The organism is Stakelama sediminis, assembly GCF_014199335.1.
Lineage (GTDB): Bacteria > Pseudomonadota > Alphaproteobacteria > Sphingomonadales > Sphingomonadaceae > Sphingomonas > Sphingomonas sediminis.
On the sequence record NZ_JACIJI010000010.1, the window covers coordinates 1 to 20,284 of the forward strand.

At 62.0% G+C, this 20,284-nt stretch carries 13 protein-coding genes and 1 pseudogene; 6 read left to right on the forward strand and 8 right to left on the reverse strand.

Annotation, left to right across the window (positions count from 1 at the left end; translation table 11 throughout):
• Positions 1–642 (forward strand): AAA-type ATPase lid domain-containing protein (locus FHR23_RS15485; RefSeq protein WP_184005813.1); only part of this gene is annotated, 642 nt, incomplete at its 5' end.
• A gap of 384 nt (positions 643–1,026) precedes the next feature.
• On the opposite strand, the gene FHR23_RS15490 is transcribed toward FHR23_RS15485, so the two are convergent.
• Together FHR23_RS15490 and FHR23_RS15495 are read right to left on the reverse strand one after the other, a co-directional pair.
• Positions 1,027–1,650 carry a hypothetical protein gene (locus FHR23_RS15490; protein ID WP_184005815.1) on the reverse strand — a complete coding sequence of 208 codons (624 nt, stop codon included), beginning with the start codon at positions 1,648–1,650 and terminating at the stop codon, positions 1,027–1,029.
• A 9-nt stretch (positions 1,651–1,659) separates the two neighbouring features.
• The gene (locus FHR23_RS15495; RefSeq protein ID WP_184005817.1) at positions 1,660–2,436 is read right to left on the reverse strand and encodes a PD-(D/E)XK nuclease family protein; all 777 of its coding nucleotides are present in this window, start codon (positions 2,434–2,436) and stop codon (positions 1,660–1,662) included.
• Between the two features lie 643 nt (positions 2,437–3,079).
• Between FHR23_RS15495 and FHR23_RS15500 the strand changes: the two genes are divergently transcribed.
• Positions 3,080–7,966: an NACHT domain-containing protein gene (locus FHR23_RS15500; protein ID WP_184005819.1), complete on the forward strand. Its 4,887-nt coding sequence runs from the start codon at positions 3,080–3,082 to the stop codon at positions 7,964–7,966.
• A gap of 24 nt (positions 7,967–7,990) precedes the next feature.
• Here FHR23_RS15500 and FHR23_RS15505 read toward each other — a convergent pair whose 3' ends face one another.
• The gene (locus FHR23_RS15505; protein ID WP_184005821.1) at positions 7,991–8,818 is read right to left on the reverse strand and encodes a hypothetical protein; all 828 of its coding nucleotides are present in this window, start codon (positions 8,816–8,818) and stop codon (positions 7,991–7,993) included.
• A gap of 107 nt (positions 8,819–8,925) precedes the next feature.
• Here FHR23_RS15505 and FHR23_RS15510 point away from each other — a divergent pair, with 107 nt between their 5' ends.
• The 3 genes from FHR23_RS15510 to FHR23_RS16660 all read left to right on the forward strand — a co-directional run bounded on the left by FHR23_RS15510 (position 8,926) and on the right by FHR23_RS16660 (position 13,435).
• Entirely contained in the window at positions 8,926–9,960 is a 1,035-nt protein-coding gene (locus FHR23_RS15510; RefSeq protein WP_184005823.1) for a hypothetical protein, read from the forward strand.
• Positions 9,961–10,013: 53 nt separating this feature from the next.
• Positions 10,014–11,126, forward strand: coding sequence for an RNA-binding domain-containing protein (locus FHR23_RS15515; protein ID WP_184005825.1), 1,113 nt, complete (start codon positions 10,014–10,016; stop codon positions 11,124–11,126).
• A gap of 89 nt (positions 11,127–11,215) precedes the next feature.
• The gene (locus FHR23_RS16660; protein ID WP_184005827.1) at positions 11,216–13,435 is read left to right on the forward strand and encodes a YecA family protein; all 2,220 of its coding nucleotides are present in this window, start codon (positions 11,216–11,218) and stop codon (positions 13,433–13,435) included.
• A 382-nt stretch (positions 13,436–13,817) separates the two neighbouring features.
• Here FHR23_RS16660 and FHR23_RS15525 read toward each other — a convergent pair whose 3' ends face one another.
• Positions 13,818–14,156, reverse strand: a complete 339-nt coding sequence (locus FHR23_RS15525; RefSeq protein WP_221227580.1) for a hypothetical protein — start codon at positions 14,154–14,156, stop codon at positions 13,818–13,820.
• A gap of 90 nt (positions 14,157–14,246) precedes the next feature.
• Here FHR23_RS15525 and FHR23_RS15530 point away from each other — a divergent pair.
• Positions 14,247–14,522: pseudogene (locus FHR23_RS15530) on the forward strand (IS5 family transposase); the annotation flags it as partial.
• 27 nt (positions 14,523–14,549) lie between these two features.
• On the opposite strand, the gene rlxS reads toward FHR23_RS15530, so the two are convergent.
• The 4 genes from rlxS to FHR23_RS15550 all read right to left on the reverse strand — a co-directional run bounded on the left by rlxS (position 14,550) and on the right by FHR23_RS15550 (position 20,187).
• Positions 14,550–16,535, reverse strand: coding sequence for a relaxase/mobilization nuclease RlxS (gene rlxS / locus FHR23_RS15535; RefSeq protein ID WP_184005832.1), 1,986 nt, complete (start codon positions 16,533–16,535; stop codon positions 14,550–14,552).
• 364 nt (positions 16,536–16,899) lie between these two features.
• Complete coding sequence (locus tag FHR23_RS15540) at positions 16,900–17,049, reverse strand: hypothetical protein (protein WP_184005834.1); 150 nt, start codon at positions 17,047–17,049, stop codon at positions 16,900–16,902.
• 301 nt (positions 17,050–17,350) lie between these two features.
• Positions 17,351–17,671 (reverse strand): DUF736 domain-containing protein, encoded by a 321-nt coding sequence (locus tag FHR23_RS15545; protein WP_184005836.1) that lies wholly within the window; start codon positions 17,669–17,671, stop codon positions 17,351–17,353.
• A gap of 683 nt (positions 17,672–18,354) precedes the next feature.
• Complete coding sequence (locus tag FHR23_RS15550) at positions 18,355–20,187, reverse strand: ParB/RepB/Spo0J family partition protein (RefSeq protein WP_184005838.1); 1,833 nt, start codon at positions 20,185–20,187, stop codon at positions 18,355–18,357.
• Between the last annotated feature and the right edge of the window lie 97 nt (positions 20,188–20,284).

Sequence of the window (20,284 nt, forward strand, 5' to 3'; positions counted from 1 at the left end):
GCGGCGAGCGACTTCCATCTGATTGCCGGCACCAACCGCGATCTCGCCCGCGCCGTTACCGAGGGAGTATTCCGCGAGGATTTGTTCGCGCGGCTCAACCTATGGACTTTCACGCTGCCGGGACTTGGTGAGCGCCGCGAGGATATCGAACCCAATCTCGATTACGAACTCGATCGTTTTGCCGAGCGTGAGGGCACACGCGTGACGTTCAACAAGGAAGCCCGCGAGCGCTACCTCGCTTTCGCCACCGCGCCGGACGCACGCTGGGCCGGCAACTTCCGCGACCTTGCCGCCAGTGTCACGCGCATGGCCACGCTGAGCCCAAAGGGGCGCATCGATGTCGATTCCGTTCAGGCTGAAGTTTCGCGGCTGCGGCGTCTCTGGGCAGCCGAGGGGGACACCAATGACGGCCTCGCCGCAGTGATGTCAGCGGAAGCGATTGACGATCTTGATCCGTTCGACCGCGTCCAACTGGCTCATGCGATCGACGTGTGCCGACGCAGCCGGAGCCTTTCCGAAGCCGGAAGAAGTTTGTTTTCAGCGTCGCTCAAGCGCCGCGCCTCGACGAACGACGCCGACCGCTTGCGTAAATATCTCGCGCGCTTTGACTTGTCGTGGCTGCAGATCGCGGACATTCGCTAATCCGACCGATTTTCCCTTATAGGGCCGCGCGCAGCCTTACGGGATTTTGGGTCAGCAACTGAGAACGCTGGCATCCGATACGCAGCAATTCTGTCAGAAACCGCGAACATAGCGGACATTCGCCCCCTCGAAACGTATCCCTAAAACTAGCCGTCGTTCATCAAGCTGTTGCGGCATAGCGATCGACCGCCATTAGGAAAATCCCGCCGTTCCAAAGCGATTTTGAGCCGACTTGCAGCGGTTGCCTAGCCCAGCATCGCACACGACAGAAATAGAGCTGTATCGACGCGCAAGACACGCACACAGCGGATAGCGCTCGTGCGACACCTATTTGAGGTGGGTCGCCAGTGCCAACTGCTGGTAATCCGTTTGCCGCGTGCGGAGCTATCCCTGCTTCGGATTGCCTCTCATCAGAATTCTGTCGAATATCTTTTGATCAGCCTCAAGATCATCCAGCGCGACGCGGAGCGGGGCGAGAACCTCGCTCCAATCGTCATTCTCCCATGCCGAAACCCTGAGATCGGCCGCAAGCGCGATGGGGCGAAAGAAGGTGCCCTTGCCTTCGTTAATCCAGCCCTTCTTCCCCAGTTCCTCGGCTATATCCCCGATGGTCTTTGAAAAAGCATTCCATTTGCTCTTCCCACCAAACCAGCTGTATTCCGGTTCGAACCAAAAACCGAAGTCTGTCTGACCAAGATTCAGCAAGTCGGCGATCTCGTACGAGCTGGTAGCCTCCTCGTTCCGATGACCTAGTTTGAAACGCGCAACCGGCTCCTCCTCGGGATCGTCCTGCCAAGTCCCAGGGCAGACCCAGATAGTCGTGAAGGTATCCGGCGCGTCGATTTCGCCCTTCCAGAATTTCTCCTGGGTCCAATCTTTGATGAGCGTCTCCACAGCGTTCGTGATTATCGGCGCGACTTGCTCTTCATAAAATATAGTGGCCTTGTTCAGTAGGGCGAAGTCCCGAAGGATAATCGCGCCCGCTCGAATGAAGTCGTCATCGGCCATGGGATTAACCTAGAAGTTGGAAATATGAGTAGCAAATGAGGAAGCCAGGAAACGCGGCACAGGCGCCATATCGCGTGCCGCCTTTCGCAGACTACGCGCAAGCTGCTTCCAGGAAATCGAAATAACGCGGTCAGCCCAGTTGCCGGCGGTCGAAGGAGTTCGCCCCGAAAGCGTTAGGAATATCACAGCCCAAGGCCGCATGACTGTCGCACGCCCAGCCGCGATTTCGCAATACCTTGCGATCTGGCCCGGTTGCTCCTGCGCGTCTAATTTCACTTCTATGACCAAGAAGAATTTCGGATCGTTGACCTGAATGTCTACGCGGCTCGCCCTGTCACCGTCAGGACACTCTTCGACCGATACGTTGCAAGCGGAGGACGGGCGACTCGGAAAATCACTTGGCGCAATTTTATTAGCTTGCTCGAGCAGGTCTGTAAGGAGGGGGTCGGCGCAGCCATGACCAGCGTGCGGATCCAGAAACCAACGCAGGACGGACGCATTGCGTACCTCGTCGCGGCGGAGTCCTGACGCTGCCCAAGGATCGCTTAGCGAGCCGGAGGCATCGACGCCCTGCAGAGGGCTGCGCATGCTATCGAGAAAATCGATCATTGCGCCGACTGCAGGCGTTTGAACCTGAGTCGGTGCTGTATGCATGGCACCGATCAAAGAAGAGCCTCGGAGGGCGTGGAACAGGTTCGGCAGGTCATCTGCCAGACGACTTGAAGGGCCGGAAAAACAGTCTCGCAAACTGCCAATCATTTCTGCCAGCGCGTCAGGATCCGGCACTTTCCCTGTCACAGGCGCGCGTAGTCCAGAACGACGAAGGGACAAGCCAAGCGATCGGCAAAGTCACAAACATCTGACAAAAGGCCAAAGCGCCAGCTGCAATTCATATTTACCCTATGTTCTACGATCCCCGTTCTTTGCAACAGAATTTTAAGGGCACCAACATTGTTGGTGCCTGGCGCGCAGTGCAGATGGGTAAGCGATTGGCAGCAGAATGGCGGGTCTTGGCGAGATCAGCCGTTTGGGCGCGGGTCGGGACACGTCTTAATTGGTCGCTACTGCTCATTGAACACGGTGGATGAGGGGGCAAGTGCCGCGAACATAGGCGACGTTTACGGGTTCCAACTCGGCCGCCGAAAACGGCCGTTCGTTCACACGGCGGACTATGACGCCTCCCTTGCCGACTGGCAGCTACAAGTCTGCGTTTTCGAGAAGCTGGCCAAAAGGCGCGCATCTTTGGGAATGATCATCTCTCGGTCATGGAGGCAGATCACCATCGCTCAATATCGGGCATCTCATTCCATTTAGCTAGGAAAACGCTCGCGCGATTTATGGGCAAGTCTCGAACCATGATTGAGAGGTCGCGCTGAGCACTTCAACCCGCGTCTGGCCTGCTGCAAGATACCGGTCCACAATGCCCAGCATGAGATCCGAGGTACCCTCCGCCATCACCGGTCTGTTCGGTCCACCCGACGGTGTGCCGCCGTCGCCACCGACACAGACGCGTGCGCAGCTGCTGCCGTTTGCCGAATTGAGTTGGGAGAATTTTGAGCGACTATGTCACCGCCTCGCAGCGCTTGACGGAAATGTCGAACATTGCGCCCGTCATGGGAGACAGGGGGACGCGCAGGCCGGCATCGACATTTACGCCCGCTATCCCGACGGTCGCTATCATTGCCTCCAGGTCAAACGCCACAGCAACTTCGGGCCGGCCAAAATCCGCGAGGCGGTGACACTCTTCCTTACCGGTGATTGGGCAAGTCGCGCTGATCGTTTCACGCTCGCGGTGCAGTCAAGCCTACAATCGGCCGCGGTGCAGCTGGAGATCGAACGCCAGGCAACGCGATTGCGCAAGCAAGGCATCGCGCTATCGACCCTCGACGGCGAGCAGCTCACCGAACGGTTGCGGTCGCACCCGACCCTGGTCGACGACTTCTTCGGACGCGCCTGGGTCGCGGCGCTGCTCGGCGACGACATAGCGAGTTCGCTTGGACCGCGGCTCGATGGCCGCCTGTTCGCCGATATTCGAGCGCAGCTGGCGCGGATCTATCCGGTCCACTTCCACTTCATCGATCCAGGTAGCTTCGGCTCGGTCGGCGAGGATGAAGGTCGCGCCGCACTCACCCTGCTCGAACGCTTCGTCACGCCGGACTTCATCGTGCGCGAGGTGGTATCGCCGGCGGACGTCGTCGACAGGGCGCCCGCCGATCGCCAAGTTGACGGTCTGGCGTTGGCCAATAGCCTCTCTCCCCTGGCGGACACGACCCGCTCCAGCCCAGGCCTCACCACCAATCGCTCGCGTCGCGTCAATGCAGCGACATGGACCAGCGGCGGCGATCGCCTTGCCGTGGTGGGCGACGCCGGCTCGGGCAAAAGCACATTGTTGCGGGTCATTGCGCTCGATCTGCTTCACGGCCAGGCGAAGTTCCCCGAATTGGCCGAACGCTGGGGCGGCCTGATCCCGCTTTACATCCCGTTTGCTCGCTGGGCAGCGGAAACCGCCCGCGCCGGCGGCGCGATCGGCCTCAAAGAGATCATACGCCTCACGCTGCAACCATTGCTTACCGCCTGCCTCGTTGATCTGCTCGACCGTGCCATCGATGAACGGCGGGTTCTTTTGCTGGTGGATGGCCTCGACGAATGGAGCGAGGAACAAGCCGCCCGCGCGACCCTGAGCATGCTGGTGACGACCGCCGAGGGTCACACGATACCCGCCATCGTCTCGGGTCGACCACGCGGCCTTGACCAGATCGGCACGCTTCCCGCGTCGTGGAAGCGCAGCGCCATCGCGCCGCTGTCACGCGCCCAGCAAGCCGAGATCGCCGCGCGCTGGTTCGAGCGCTACACTGACGACGCGCCGCGCGACGATACCGTCTCCGCGGGCCGATTGCGCACCCAGCGTTTCATGGCGGAGCTTGCCCGGGAACCGAGCCTCGCAACCTTCGCCACGGTTCCGCTCCTGCTCGTCGGCTTGATCACACTCGCGCTGCGCGGCCAAATCTTGCCGCGCACGCGACCGACCATCTTCGACCAGTTGATCCGGGTCTTGCTCGAAGTCCATCCCGTGAGCCGGGCGACGTCGGCCGGCGATACCCAGTCGCGCTTTCGGTTTGCGCAAGACGCCGATCAGCGTCGTAACGCCATCGCCCGGCTAGCCTTTGCAATCCGGCACGACGGCTCGGGCGCTGCGCTGCCGCTGCAACGGGCGCGCGACCTCTTGCGCGCGCACCTGCGCGACCCGGCCGGCTATGCGATGAGCGAGCAGGAAGCCACAGCGGCAGCCAACGAGATCCTTGCCGTCAACGCCGAAACCCAGGGGTTGATCATTGAGAAGTCTCCCAGCGAGGTCGGTTTCGTCCACGCCAGTTTTGAGGAATTCCTCTGTGCTGAACATATCGGCGGTTGGCCGTTCCCGCTGATCGAGGAGTTTGCTCGCAACCACGCCGGCGACAGCCGTTGGCGCAATGTGCTCGTCAATCTCGTCGCGGGGATTCAGCGACGGGACGAGCTCGATCGGTTGATCACCATCATCGAAGAACCGTGCATCGACGAGCTCGCTGCGTTCGCGAGGACCAGCCTACTCGGGGAGATCGGCGTCGGGGCGGCGGCGCGGGCGCCGGCAACGGCGCGACGGTTGGGGTTCGCGACGATCGATCGCGTGGAGAATGGCGACTGGATGCCGGCGCGTCGCGATGCGCTTGCCACTGCTCTCAAGGCGCTCAGCGATCCCGCGTTGCGCCCGGATACGGATGCGGCGATCGAGCGCTGGCTTCCCGCCCGCGCAACCTACCGCGCTTCGCTTGTGACCGCGCTCGCCGACTGGCCGCCGACCGACGCGTTGCGCGCAACCTTGTGGCAGGCGCTCCATGATGAGGACCGCGGCGTGCAGCGCGCGGCAGCGGGCACCTTTGCCGTCATGTTCGCCGCATCGGACGACGTCCGCCAGCGCCTGGTCGACGGCCTCACTCGCACGCGGAGCCTGACCGCCGCGATCGCGATGCTCGAGAGCCTGGCGCTGGGATGGCCAGCGCACGCCGATGCGCGGCCACTCTTCGAAGCTGCCGCGCAATCGTCAAACGTCGAACTGCGTCTGGTCGGGTTGCTCGGCCTGGCGGAGAATGGCGAGGTCGATGACCAGGCTAAGAACATCGTGCTGGCCAGCCATTATTTCTGGAGTGACGCTTCCTCCCCGTACCAAGGACTGGCGGGAGCGATGCTCCTCAAATATTGGCCCAATGACGACGCGCTGGTCAAAGGCGCGCTGGTGCGCGCCGCCGGCAACTTCGACAGCGCTTGGGATCCCGGCCTGGCAACCTCGTATCTGCTGCGCACGCCGGTCGAACGGACGGACGTTCGCGCGTGGATTCTGAGCCAGCTTGCGACCGAATTCCCGTTCAACATGGCGACCCATAATGGCGCGTGGACACAAGTCGGCCGCTTTGCCGCTGCCGATCCTGACATTCGCGCGGCGGTAAACGCCTATTGGCGCGAACCGAAGCATCGCCTCATTCACCTTCATTTCCTGCACGGCTATGTCGCGAATGCCGCGGATGATACGATGGCCGCGCTGCTCGTGGACCTGTTGCCCGACGCCAAGCGGATGGACCGTCACTGGATAGTTCTGGCGATGCTCACCGGTTGGGGCCGCGACCACCCCCTCGTCAAGGCTTGTCTCGACCAGCTCATCACCGGACCGGACGACGCCCTCATTGATCTAGTGGCCCTCGTGCCACGTCTCGATCCCGACCCCGCCAGCGCCCGCGAGCGGCTGCTGCGGCTTGGCGCCCTGGAAGACGTGCGGCGCGATCTTCTGGCAGCGGGGTTCGCGGCATGCGGCTGCGACGGCCGTGACGACGCGGCGGTCACCGCCATTCTGCGATACGGCCACAGAGCGCTGGGTATCTTCGATCCCGCCGCGACGCTCTTTCGTACTTTCGCCCAACATCCGCGCGTCAGAGCGTTGGCGATCGAGCGGCTCGATGCCGCCGATCCGCCGCTTACCGATCTGGCCGCGGGCTATGCTGACGATCCCCCGATCGCCAACACCTTGCAGGCCGCGGCTGCCCCGTTGCCGTCGGAACTGCGCGCGCAGATCGTCGAGTTCGCGTCCGCCGGTGCGGCCGGCACCGTACTCGAAGACGTGCTCGCGCGCTGGCGGCTCGAAAGTGATGCTGAACTTCGCACGCGCATGGTTATCGCCCATTTCGACAAGCGTGACGGCGCGACCGCTGACGATCAGGCATGGCCGGCGCTCCTGGCGGGCTCGCTGCAGGTCGGTCCCGAATTTGAAACGCAGCGCGCGACGGCATTCGCTGGTCTGATCATGACCGGCGGCCTCGAAGCGCTTGCGGCACTGAAAGATCGCGATAAGCCCATCGAACTCCAGACCGGAGGGTATTTCAACCGCATCCCCTCGCTCGAACAGCTCATCTGCGAACGGTTCGAAGTCCTGCAGCAAGCGTTTGGTGACAATCTTGCCGAACGTTTTCAGACCTTCGGTGACAAAAATCGTCTGGCCGAAATCCTCGCCCGCGCGCCCGGCGCCTCGGCTGCCGCGCGGCGCGCCTTCCTCGACTACGCCGATGCCGATGCGCTTCCGCCAACCCCGCAGGCATTGCGCGCGCTCGCCGCGGAAGCGCCGGCCAGCAGACTGCTGCTCGATCGCTGCCTCGCGGCGCTCGACGCCCAGGAGCATTCCAACGCCCGCACCGCCGCCGAAGCCGAAATCGGGCTAATTCTGCGCACCGAGTTTCCCGGGAATGAGGAAGTGCGCGACCGGTTGACCGAGCGCTTCAAAAAAAGTCCGTCGGCGAACAGCGTCGCAGCGTTAGCGGTGTTCGATCCGGACGCCCCAGCCCTCCCGCAGAGTTTTGATCCAGAGCATTTCGGGCATGAACTCGCCGACTGGGCGCTGGGGCTTCAGATCGCCGGCCGTCGTGCCGACGCGACGACGTTCGGTACACTTGTCCAAGCGATGATCGCCAGGCGGTGGCGATCGCAATTCGACGCGCAGGCCATCGCCAATATCGCCGTCGAAGAGCGGTTGGCCCGGGACACCGATGTCGTCGCCCTATTCAAGGGATGGATCGAGACCGCTATCGATCCGAGCATCAGTGCCAGCGCGGCCCGCTACCTCGCGGCGGCGGGGACTTTCGACGCGGACAGCCGTTCGCGCGTGGGGGTGCTGGTTGCCGAATTAACCCGCGTGCAGCAACTTCCCGTTGCAGCGTATGATGCCGTAGCGGCGCGCTGGCGCACCGCACGCGCGGCATTGCTTGACGCACTGTTCGCCGGACTCGAGACGAGCTGATTCGCGAGCGGCGCAGCGCCGCGACTAGAGCTGGCCTTTAATCCGCGTGAACTCTTGCCCGCTCGTGTCGTTCGTCGCCACAATATCATCCCATTCAAGCCGGATGACGCTGGCATTCACGTCCGACTCGGCATGATTGTCGAGTGCGTCGTCGAGCTTGCGGAGCGTCTTCATGATGCTGTCCGCGCGCCTGACGTCCTTCACTTGCGTGCCGCCGAGCGTGATCATAGGGCCTCCGAGCATCGCACCGCCCCCTTGCGATGCGAGATAAGCGTCGAGTTTGTCGTGCATGATGCCCGAGACAGTGCCGTCGTCGAAACTGTCGTGGTCTCCGATTGTCAGGAAGAATGCTTGATCGGGCGTGATGCCAGCGAACAGCAATGGCCCCGAACGGGCCACACTGCCATCGGCCTGCTTGCCGCCGAGATGCAAATGGTGAGCATCGACGGTGACCCGCATCCGGTCCTTGCCGCGCCAGTTTCGTTTCACCCATTCGTCGTTCGACAACGCCGCCGTGGGCGGTGGCAGTTCGGCCGCATAGGCGTGCGTCCGAACCTGGGTCGAGAGATAGGGATTCATATCGTCGCCGGCGCGGAAGGCGGCTTCGATGTTCGCGATTTCGGCGGCGTAGGCCGGATAATGACTGGAGGCCGTGACCTCGGGCCAGATCACCACGTCGCGCGGGCGCGGGCGGATAAGCCGAGCCTGCCAGGACAGGTAACGGATGATCACCTCAGACAGCGACTTGGCCGCAAGCTCGGTCTGCGCCGTCTGGTTCCGGGTCGGGATGCGGGCGGCGAGATCGGCCTTGAGCCCGGCGAGCCGGGGCGAGAGGTTTTCGGGATTGGTCACGGCGGGCGGATTCTTTCAACTCGAGAGGATGGCACCATCGCCCGTTAGCATCTGGTCGCCAGCGATGGGAGGGCCGCGCTCACGGCTTTGACGCGGAACTTGCCATCGTGCAGGAAGCACGCATCGGTGAAAAGCGTCAGGTCGACGCGATTGGGCAAGCGCACGTCGGACAAATCGGGTTGCGCTTTGCCGCCGCGTTCGGACGCGCGATCGATCTGGAAATGATGACGACGATCGACCTCGTCGCGCGCGAAGCTAACTTTCATAGGGATTGCGCCGGCGACATGCTAGCTGGCCGCATGGATAATGAAGAAGCGCTATGCGAAGCGCTGATCTGGCTGCTTGAGCACGAGTTCAAGGTGACGCGGTCCGATGTGACCTACCCGGAAAAGGACGGATCGGGTCCGCCGGTCGAGATGCGTTTGCGATTGGGCGACCGGCGCATTGCCATTGAGCACACGCTAGTCGAGCCATTCCCTCTCGCGATTCAGACGGGGAAAGAGTTTGGCGAACTGACGGCGGAGATCGAAGCCAATCTCAACGGCAACATGCCAAAGCCGGGCACGTACGTGCTACTTTTTCCTGTTCACCCAACCTTGGGGAAGCACCGGCGAACGCACGCCGAACTGCGCGAGAGACTTTCGGCTTGGATCGTGGAGGCAGGCAAGCAGCTGCATGACGAGTGCCCGGAACGGAAGGACCGACACCACTGCCCGCATGGATATCACGGATCGCGTTCTGACGAGATCGAAGGGATTCCCATTAAGCTGACGCTGCGGGTGCACTGGAATGAATCCGGGCGTCACGATGGCGCACTATTCCTTTCACGAACAGTCGGAGAAGATGTCGAGAATCTGCGCCTTGAGCGAATGCGGACGGCACTCAGGAAAAAGCTGCCCAAGCTCCACGACTGTGCTCAGGAGGGAGACACGACCTTCCTGATCCTCGAATGGTCAGATATTGCACTCAGCAATCACATCTTAATTGCTGAGGCGCTCGAAGCGGCTCTCGCAGACCGAGACGACTGGCCCGACTATGTCTTTCTGGCTGACACGGCGACCGATCAGTGGCATTTCTTCCAGCCCGTCATTGAGGGCAAATTCTCGATCGAGATGGAGTATATCGATATCGAAAGGTCTTAACCCGGCGACGTGCTGGCAGCGAAGGCTCGATTACTGGAGGAGCTCCCAGTCTCGTGATTACGATTACCACCGTTGAAGGTCTGAATGAACCGCTGCGTCGTCGCAATGTTATCGCCCCTTTGAGCATCTCGGAGATCGAAGGTGGAGACCTTCAGGAAGGGCAGGATCTTGATTTCAAACGGCGGATCGACTTCGATAAACCAGAAACCAAGACGCGCTTGCTCGATGACGTCGTCGCCTTCCTAAACCGTGGTCCGTCGCGCATAATTGTTGGGGTCGAAGAACGGGTTGGCCGTTTCGACGGCTTCCGCCCGATGACCGCCAACGCCGACAAGTTTGCGCTTCGGGTTCAGACTTTGATCCAGGACGGCATCACCCCGACCCCTGCTGATGTCGAAGTGGTTCCGCTTCACATGGATGACGGGTTCATTCTCGACATTCGGATACCCCGCCACCCGACCGGGCCGTTCATGAACCGGATGACCGGAGGATATCTGATCCGATCGGGAGCAAGGAATCTGCCTATCGATCCGGGGATGCTGCGCAGCCGGTTCGTCGACGAACAGCTTTGGCTGCGTACCCTCGACGAACTGACCGCGGAAGAAGATGCACGGCTGGCAGCCAACAACGTAGTCGCACCCGGACGAGCACTTCGCATCGGCATTCTCCCCCGCGACCACTTCGACCATTTGCGGCGGCCTTTCACACAGGAAGACCATGTCCGATCGTCGGCGCCGAGCTTCAGTGAGGGCGCGCCAGGCTGGTTCAAAGTTTGCGAAGATGGACATCAAGTCCTCAATCATGACTTCAACCAGCGGGGGATCGAACGGCTGTTCGTTCGTGACGACTGGTTCATCCACGCGCACGCCTCGTTTGCCCTCTATCAGACGAGTGGCGAAGGACGGCTCGCGCTTCACGAGTTCGAACTGACCGTCAAACGCTACCTAAAGGAACTCTCCGAGTTCCTCACGGAACAGGAGATCGAAGGGCCATTCGCTGTTACCCTGGCCTTGCAATCACTCGAGGAGACCGAGAACTTCGGTGCCTGGTTTCGGAACACCAACACCGTTCGCACGCTCCGGCCGCAGATCGTTTCGTTCGTCGATGACGAGACCATGATCGCAGATTTCCTACGCCGGGTGCGCCAAGCCTCGGTGTACGGTTAGCCAATGAGAACCTCTCTCCGGCTCCAATACCAGGATCACCACTACGGTCACGGCGTGGTGTCCTTTGCCGCAGGCGGGTAGAGTCGAAGATGGCGGAGGGTGGACGCCGCCGGCTCAAGTCGCAACGCGACAAACATCGCCAGGCGCGCGCGCCGGCCCCGCCAGCGACGCCGCCTCGCGAAGAGGCGGACATTCTCACGGAGATGCGGCAGCTCTGCCGGACGCCCGGCTTCGCCCATGTGGTCGCACACGTCATCGTCCGCGACAATTTCGTTTTCTACGAGGACGAGATGAAGCCGGAGGATATGGCGCATCTCTTTGGCTTCAAGCGGCTAATTCGTACCGAAGTCGCGACTCTGATCGGATACATGATCCAGGGCGGGGTGGAGGTCTTCGACCCTCTGCCTGATGATCCGACGGCGCTCCTCGCGAGGGTGGAGGCGTTGATCGAGGAGCTCCACCGCCGGCTGAGCTGGTCTATGTTCGGCGATGGGCTCGAGAATTTTCTAGCCGCCCGCGAGGAGGCCGAAACGCTTCGCGAACCGATCTTCTATGGCGGCGAATCCGCGTTCAACTTCCAGTATCGCGACTTCGCGGTCGACAAATATAGGGCAGACAACCCTTGGCTCGAATCCAATCGCGGTTTTGCGATCGAGGACGCGGCGGCGATCGTCGATGCGTGCCTCGCTCTCACCGAGGAACAGGTTACCGCGCGATGGAAGGCAGCGGACCGTGATGACCCATCAACATGGTCGCTTCTTCCCGGTTTTATCGTCTCGAAAGCCGATCTGATCGCGCGCAGCGGAGTGGCCGAAAAGCAGGCTGCAGCAATCATTGCGGCATTCTCGACCCCGCTTGGCGACAACGCTGAGTTCATCGCGCTCAACGACTATAATCGTGCCGTCTCGGCGCCGTTGATCGCGCTCGATGATGACCACTACGCGGTCTTGCAACATTATGCGCCGGTCGAGGCGCTCTACGAAGCCCCGATGTACTGGATGTTTGCGGACAAGGCGTATCGGGCGACCGCAGCAACACATCGGGGCGACTTCACCGAAGCTTTCACCCATCAGCGGCTGATCGATGTCTTCGGCCAGGCGAACGTGCATCGCGGTCTCAATCTCGACCGCGCGAAAGGCGACCGGATCGGCGAGATCGACATCCTTGTCGAATTCGGCGGCCGGCTCCTGCTGGTTCAGGCCAAGTCGAAGCGGCTGACGATCGAGGCACGGAGGGGCAACGAGCGCAGTTTGCGGCGCGACTTCCAAGGCGCGGTCCAGGATGCGTATGATCAGGCCCAGATCTGCGCTGAGGCGCTGTTTGATCCAACCACGTCAATAAAACGCGCCGATGGCACTACCGTAGCACTTCAGCACCCGCCGCAGAAAATCTACCCGATCTGCCTTGTCTCTGACCATTATCCCTCGCTGGTTTTCCAGACCGATCGCTTCCTGAGGAAGCGAGACATCGACGGCGTCGCCCAGCCCATCGTCACCGATATTTTCGCCCTCGATGCCATTTCAGAACTGCTCGATCGTCCATTGCGGTTCCTCGGCTATTGCGAGCTGCGCGACCGGTTCGGAGAACGACTGATCTATTCCCACGAACTGGTGCTGCTCGCCTGTCATGTCCGGCAGAATCTCTGGATCAGCGAGGACATCGGCGGGATGATGCTCGACGATAACATCACCGGGTCGATCGAGATCGCCATGCTCGCCAGGCGGCGTGGCATCTCCGGAGAGAAGACACCGAAGGGGCCGCTCACGGCCTTCGCCGGGACCGCATTCGACGGTATGCTGAAACGCATCGAGGAGCGCCCCGAACCGCCGCTGGTCGACTTGGCGCTCTATATGCTCGAAGCAAGCGGTATCTCGATTAAGGCCTATAATGAGGGCGTCGGCCTGATCACAGCTCAGACGGTCGCCGACATGCGGCAGCACGACTTCAGCTTCGCAATGGGCGGCGAAGGGTTGACCGTCCATAGCAGCTATGAGTCGCCACGGCAGGTTCGTGACCGGCTGGAAGCCCATGTGGAAGCGCGCAAATATGCCTGCAAGGCGGACCGTTGGTTCGGGCTGTTCGTCGACCCGGCAGATGGCTTGCCCCTGGTCGGCCTCGCGCTGACGTTTACATGGGAATACGACCCGCTTCGCGCGGAGCTCGCGCGCGATTTGCCGCCGGATGCCCGGTCGCGCATTCCAAAAATACTGGAGGGCTTTCAGCGCACCCGAACGCGGCGCAAGATCGGTCGCAACGATCCGTGTTTCTGCGGAAGTGGATGCAAGTATAAGAAGTGTTGCGGGCCGTGACGGGCGCGATCGCGGTCCGACGCGAACAGCTCATCGCGCGGAAGTGGGTTTGAAGGTGAAAAAGGCCCGCCGACCATGGCGGGCCTCAGTGATGCTCTGGGCAGCGGACATTCCGAAACGTCCACCTCAGCAGTCGATCTACCCGCGTCTTGTCTCTGTCCGCTTTCGGAGCGCTGTCGAAAGTCAACGTACGACCAATATTGGGGCGCGAAGCTGACGCGCCGCATGTCATGAACGAATGTCCGATTCAGCCTATTCCCAATCCAGAAGCGGACTTACCGGACTGTCCAACTTTGCCGTCATGGTTCGACCCTGCCCAGCCGGATCTATCCGTCACCCGTCTCTAGGTCGTGAACCCATAAATAGGACTGCCAAATTTAGATCAGCGCACCGGACTAAGATGAGCACCATCTCGGCCATATTCCTGGTTTAGATCGAGCAAGCGGTGGCCAAGGATGGACCGGAGGTGCCGATCTACCACGATGACCAATAACACGTTGAAGCGTCCAGTTCCGATCAGGACTTGATCGAAGCGCTCGCAGGCATCCCGATAAACATAGTACACGTCGTGCAGGCTAGGCACTCCCAAAGTGTCGAGATCAAGGCTGTCGACGTATGGCCAGATGTCCAAGACCGGCTCGGGCATTTTCGTAACATCGCGCATCGGTTGCGCGAAACATGCGTTAAACTCTTCGTCGGAAAGGAGGCGGCTCGCTTGCATGCTGCAAGCATACCAACATCACAGGATGTTCGTAAACGGTGACAGAATTCAGCCTTTCAAGCCGCATCATATTGTGATTCAGGCCCCCGCATGAGCCGATATGACCTGACTGACTTCGAGTGGCGCGTGATTGAGCCGCTTCTACCGAACAAGCCCCGCGGTGTGCCGCGCGTCGATGACCGGCGCGTGCTGAACGGCATCTTCTGGGTGCTGCGTTCCGGTGCGCCGTGGCGGGATCTGCCCGAGCGTTACGGGCCGCGCACCACCTGCTACAACCGCTTCGCACGCTGGCGAAAAGCTGGGGTGTGGGATCAGATGATGGATGCCATCACCTCTGCCCACGATGGCGACATACAGATGATCGACTGTGGCCCAAATCCCTGCTCCTTTTTCTCACGAAATCGATGGTCCGCTGCGCCCACGCCCGATGGTCCAGCTGATACCGTCGCCGCGCATGATCCCGGCAACCGGCTTGCCGATCTGGCGTTCCAGCACCGACCGCCACGGCACCAATGTGAACTCACGCGATTTTTCAATCAGCGCATAACGCCCGCTGGTCATCTCGACCATGCGGCCAAGCCGGCCGTCGATCCGCTCGCCCTGCCCCGCTTCTACGAACGGCATGCCCAGCTCCTCGGAGAGCTGACCGGCAACCCGCAACAGCTCGCGCCGCTGCAATGCGGCGATCAGGTCGCTGCGATAGCTGATCCGCCCTGCCCTCTCCTCGGCCAGATCCTGTTCGATCAGCCATTGCCGTCGCTGGATCTGCGTCGCGCGAACGTCGCGCCCGAACCCGGCATCACGCAGCGGTTCGGGTGGGGTCGCAACCAGTTCGCGATCTATCCAGGTGGCAGCCTCGGCATCGACCAGCTTTTCCAGCGGCAGAGAGGACAGCATATCGATTGCGACGGGACGGTCCTTCGCACGCGCTGCCTCATAGGCGGCGACCTTATCGAGATGATCGGGTGCGATGATCCAGCTTCCATCGGGTTCCCGCTCGACATTGCGGGCGAGCCGCCGCATCGCTTCCAGACGTCGCACATGGGTTTCAGCAAAGCCTTGCGTTGCCGAAGGATCGTGCTTCAAATGAGCATCGATCGTATAGCGCCCCTCGTTGGCGGCAGCGACTTCGGTAACGGTTCGGTCGGCTTGGCGAACACCATGTGCGGCAGGTGCAATCCGAACGATCGCGCCGGCGTTTGTCGCGGCAAGATTTTCGCCGCGGCCGATCGCAACGTAATGCGAGCGGCCATCGGTCGCCTCGACGATCAGATAATGGCGATCGTTGATCTCGTCGGCGAGGCCACGCTCGACGATCCGCCCGACCAGGGGCCGGGCATCGGGCGCGCCGGGATCATAGATCACCTGATCCGCGAGCGCAGGGGTGTTTTCCCGCGCCGCATAGGCACGCTGCATCGTACGTATGATGTCGCCGCGCTCACCCATGCCGCGGAGCGTATCGGCAAGGTCCGGCGACAGACGCCAGTGCGACGCCCCTATCTGACGGGCGAGGCCGAGCCGCTCGAGCGTTTTCAATCTTCCCATGCGGATCGACTGATCGAAGGCGCCGCGTGCGGTTGTGCTGGCAAGCACATTGCCCTCGGCCTCCCGGATCAGCGAGCGGTCGATGCTGGTGAGACGCTCCTGCCCGACCTCGGCGCGCAGCCGCTGTTCGATTGCCTGGTCGCTGCGCGGTCCCAGATCGAGATCGACCAGCTCGCAGGCGCGCTCGCGCAGGCCGTGGCTGATATAGTCGCGCGCGATGATCAGATCTTCATCCCGATCATCCTTGCCGCGCACGATAATATGGGTGTGCGGATGGCCGGTATTGAAATGGTCGACCGCGACCCAATCGAGCCTGGTTCCGAGATCCTCTTCAAGTCGGCTCATCAGCCTTCGCGTGAGCGGTTTGAGATCCTCGTAGTCGGCGCCGTCTTCGGGACTGACGATGAAGCGGAACTGATGGCGATCGTCTTTCGCGCGCTCGATCCACTCCGCGCGGTCCACCCTGTCTGCCTCGGCACCGTAGAGCTGGCCGCGTCCACCCTCGCGGGTCGTGCCGTCCCGCTCGACATAGCGCAGATGCGCTTGGGCGGCCTGCAGCCCCTTGCCTTTCAAGCGGACGGTCCGCGCCTTGACGATGACCCGGCGCCGGCGGAAGGCGGCATAGCGATCGCGCGCGGAAAGAACGCGTCCGACACCGGCGCCGCGGCCAATACGGCTGCCGGTAAATCCGCTTTTGCGCGAGGTGAATGGCACACCGCCGCGCGCGAGGTTTGCAGCCGCCAGCACGCGGTGCAGGAACTTGCGCGCGCGTTTCCCCCTGCCGCCTGCACGCATGCGGCCAAGCCGGGGTTCGAAATCCTCATCGTCTGCCATGATCGGGCGTCATCCGTGCCGGAAAAGCCCGACCATGCGCACCCCATCCACGTGTGAAAACCGGTGCCGCCCAAAATGGCGGAAAAGCGCCGCTTTCAGGCACAACGACACTGTCGAATCACGGACAGTGCCGTTTCCCTTCCAAATAAAACGACGTGCAGACAATGGCTTATGGCCTGTCGACGCAGGGGACAGTGCCATAGCTTCTCTATCTTGCCTTACGCGCCCTCCCCTCGTTCCTGCCCGTTTCGCCTTCCTCACACCTCCATCAGCCAGGTCGAGCCGATCACAGCGAGCACGCAAAAAGAGCCGCCGACGACGTCCGTTCAACGCCGCCGGAAGCTCGCGAAATTTTCCCGATTTGCTATGCGGTCTGCGCTTCGATCATCGCTTTACGTGTAGCAAGAAGCGCCTTCACGTAATTCAATTCCTTCTCGATCTGCTTCCTTTCGGCTGCATCGACGCACGCCGAGAACTCGGCGCGAAGCTCTTCGATTTGTTGTTCCAATGCCATGATACTCTCCTCCTCTGTCGCAAGACAGGAGGTCGCGCCCGGTAGCGCGCGGGCCGGGTCAGGGACCGCGAAGCGGCCGCGTCAGCGGCGAGGGAGGAACCGATTTTGCGCAGCAAAATTGGAGGGGCCGTCGTCCTTGAAGCGGCCCGCGCGCTGCCGGATCATGAGCAATGCCGAGCAGAAGTTCTGCCCTCTCCACGATCGCCAACCCGCAAAACGGAGGACGATTCTGGATCGCCCTCCGCCTCGATTTGCATGCGATGAAAGCCCCGCACCGGTACCGGCGCGGGACGTTTCGCGATCAATCAGCCGGGTTCCAGATGATGGCGAAGGTGTCGTCATCGTCCTGCCCTGCGGCACGGCCCAGGTTCGCATAGAGCTTGCGTGGCCCGAACTCCGGGGCGGCGAGGCTGAGCGACACATAGTCCTTGCCCGAACGCTCACCGGTCTTGATCCAGCCTCCACCGACCTCGGAACCCGAGGCATAGACCCGGTAGTCGGGATGGCTCTCATGCGCTTTGGAGCGGTTGGGAACGATCTCGATGTCGGTGCGGATCGAGAGGGTGCGAAGCTGGCCCTTGAAGCTGTCTTCGCTCTTGGTGACATATCCGATTGCTGGCATTTTCGGTCTCCTTCAAAATCGCCGGGCGAACCGTTCGCTGGCGATGGGCAGACCGTGGGAATGGCATGAGCGGCGGCGCGAACCCGCAAGGGCCGAAGCGGTAGCGGCGGACCGGAGCTGGCCGAGCTGATTTGCAGCGCAGCGACCCGCGAGGAGCTTGGCGAAGCCAAGCGGGGAAATCAGCTCGTCCGCGATGGTTTCGCGCCGGCGCGGCCATTCCAGGTCAATGCCCGTCGAGCCGGGGAACGGGTTTGCCGACCCGATGCAAGAGCCCGAATGCCCTGCCGGAGAACGCCACCCCTAGCGAAAGGCATTCATCCGGAGCAGCAGAATAGGCCCTTTCCGGCAGCACGGCATCGCTCTGGCTTCACCCGCGCATGCGCAGCATGTGACCATTTCCAGGAGGATCGAAACCCTCATCAGGCGGCTGCGGTCTGCGAAGCGTGGGCCGGGGACCGACTGAACCTGTCGCTTGGCGATCAGGCCGAAGTGGTGACGCGCGCGCTCGGTGGACACACGGGATGCACGCGCGCGGCAATGCGGTCGGACACGATCGACCATGACGGCCCTCCCTGACTAATCCGCGCCGCGAGGACCGCTTGGCGGCCCGAGCGGCGCGGCGCGATTTTCAGATACCAAATCGAAAAACGGAGATGGCGGGTGCGCCGCCATCCCCGCGCATATTACGCGGCCTCGCGCTCCGGCGCGGCTTCGCTTTGGGGTTCGAGCAGGCCCGCGACAGTGCCCGGATCAGCAGGATCGGGATCGTCGGGGTTGCGCGCTGCCGCAACCGATGCCGCCTTTTCGACCGTGCCGACGCCGCCGCGCGACGTGTAGGCATCGGGCGGGAAGGTCATCCATTTGGGCACCCAGCCCTCGATCCGTGTACGGCCTTCGGTCCCGGCAAGATGGTTGCGGATGATGGCTTTGAGTGTCTTGGTCTTTTCGCCCGCATTGGCGGAAGCGACCGTCTCGCCTGCCACATCGGCGACGATCCGGGTCAGCACTTCCTTGTCACGCAGCAGTTCTAGAAAGGCGTCGTCGGCCTGCCAGTAGCGTGCCATGTCGACGCCGATTTCCTGCCCGACCGCCTCAACGGCGGCGCTGCCAAGGCTGAGCGTTTCGCCCATGACAAGGGCGATCACGTCCATGACCACGAGGTCGGGCAATTCGAGCAGACGCAGAAATACCGATACCAGCCCTACCCCGTCGCCGTTGCCGCCGGTGACGGTCGGTTCGTCGGGTGAAAAGCCGAGCACGGCCAGCACCGCGCGGCGCTTTTCGTCGAAGTCGGTTTCGGCCTTGCAAGTTTCGATACTCTCGCGGACCCAATCGTTGCGCGTCCATTGCGGTTCGGGTTTCACAGTCCACAGAGGCGATCCCACGATGGCGTGGGCCACCATCAGCCGCAATGCGACGTTGGGCCGCGCGGTCAGTGCGGCGCGCACGGCGGCATGGCGGTGCAGGTCGATATAGGTCAACATGGTGCCGGTCACTTCCGGGCGCGGGGGCTTGCGGCCGGTATCGATGGCCTCCCCCTTCGCCAACCGGCGCGCTTCCAGCCTCGTAATATAGCCTTCGTGAAAGGTCACTTCGCCGCTCGACCGCACGTCGATATAGACACGCCCGCCCTTGCGCTTGGGGGCCTTTTCATATTCCCAGGTCGAAAAATATTCATGCTGCGGCACGATCACGACATCGGGCCAGCCCGCATCGAGATAGTCTCCGCGGCGGGCTTGGATGGCTTCGGACTGCGCGGTCCAGAAAGTATCGGCATCGGCAAAATAGCGGTCCTCTCCGAACAGATCGGAGACGATCCCGTTCATGCCTTCGCAATCGAACAGGGCGTGTTTGACCGGGATCGACTGGCCGCCGAACAGCCATGCCTTCAATTGATGGCCGGTCGGGACATAGGCTTCCGCGTCATCGAACAGCGCCAGCCAAGCACGTTGCTGGCTCTTGCTCGCCATCGTCAGGTGGCGAACGGTGGCGGGATCGATTTCGCCGCTACGATAGAGGGTGCGGATGCGCGGCATGAGATTGCCGAGCGCGAGGATGCGCTTCACGCCAAGTTCGGGAATGCCGAAGGTGGCAGAAAGGTCGGCCACGTCGCGGCCTTCCTTGACCAGACGGGTGAAGGTTTCCCATTGGGTCACTTCGTCGGCGTCCAACCGCGCAACATTCTCGATCAATGAAGCTTCGATGGCATCGGCATCGTCGCTGTCGGACAGGATCGCGCAGGGCATGGGCTCCACGTCCTGCCCTGCTTCGCGGCGTTCATCGGCAACGATGCTCGCCGCTGTGAAGCGCCGCGCGCCCGCGACAATCTCGAATGTTTCGGGACTGCCCCCCATACCCCCGTCAGGGGCAGGAACGCGGCGCACCAGCACCGGCACAATGACGCCGCGCTTGCGCACGGTCGGCAGGATGTCGGCCACATCGGGCGCTTGTCTGCGATAGCGCATATTGGTCTTGCTCACGACCAGCTTGCCAAGCTCGATAAACTGGAGTTCCATGATAGCTACCTTTTATAAGGTGCCGGTCCGTGTTTCTTCGCTCGACATGCGGACCGGCTTTCGTCTGGCGGCGAAACGCGCCGCCCGCGCCGGGTCC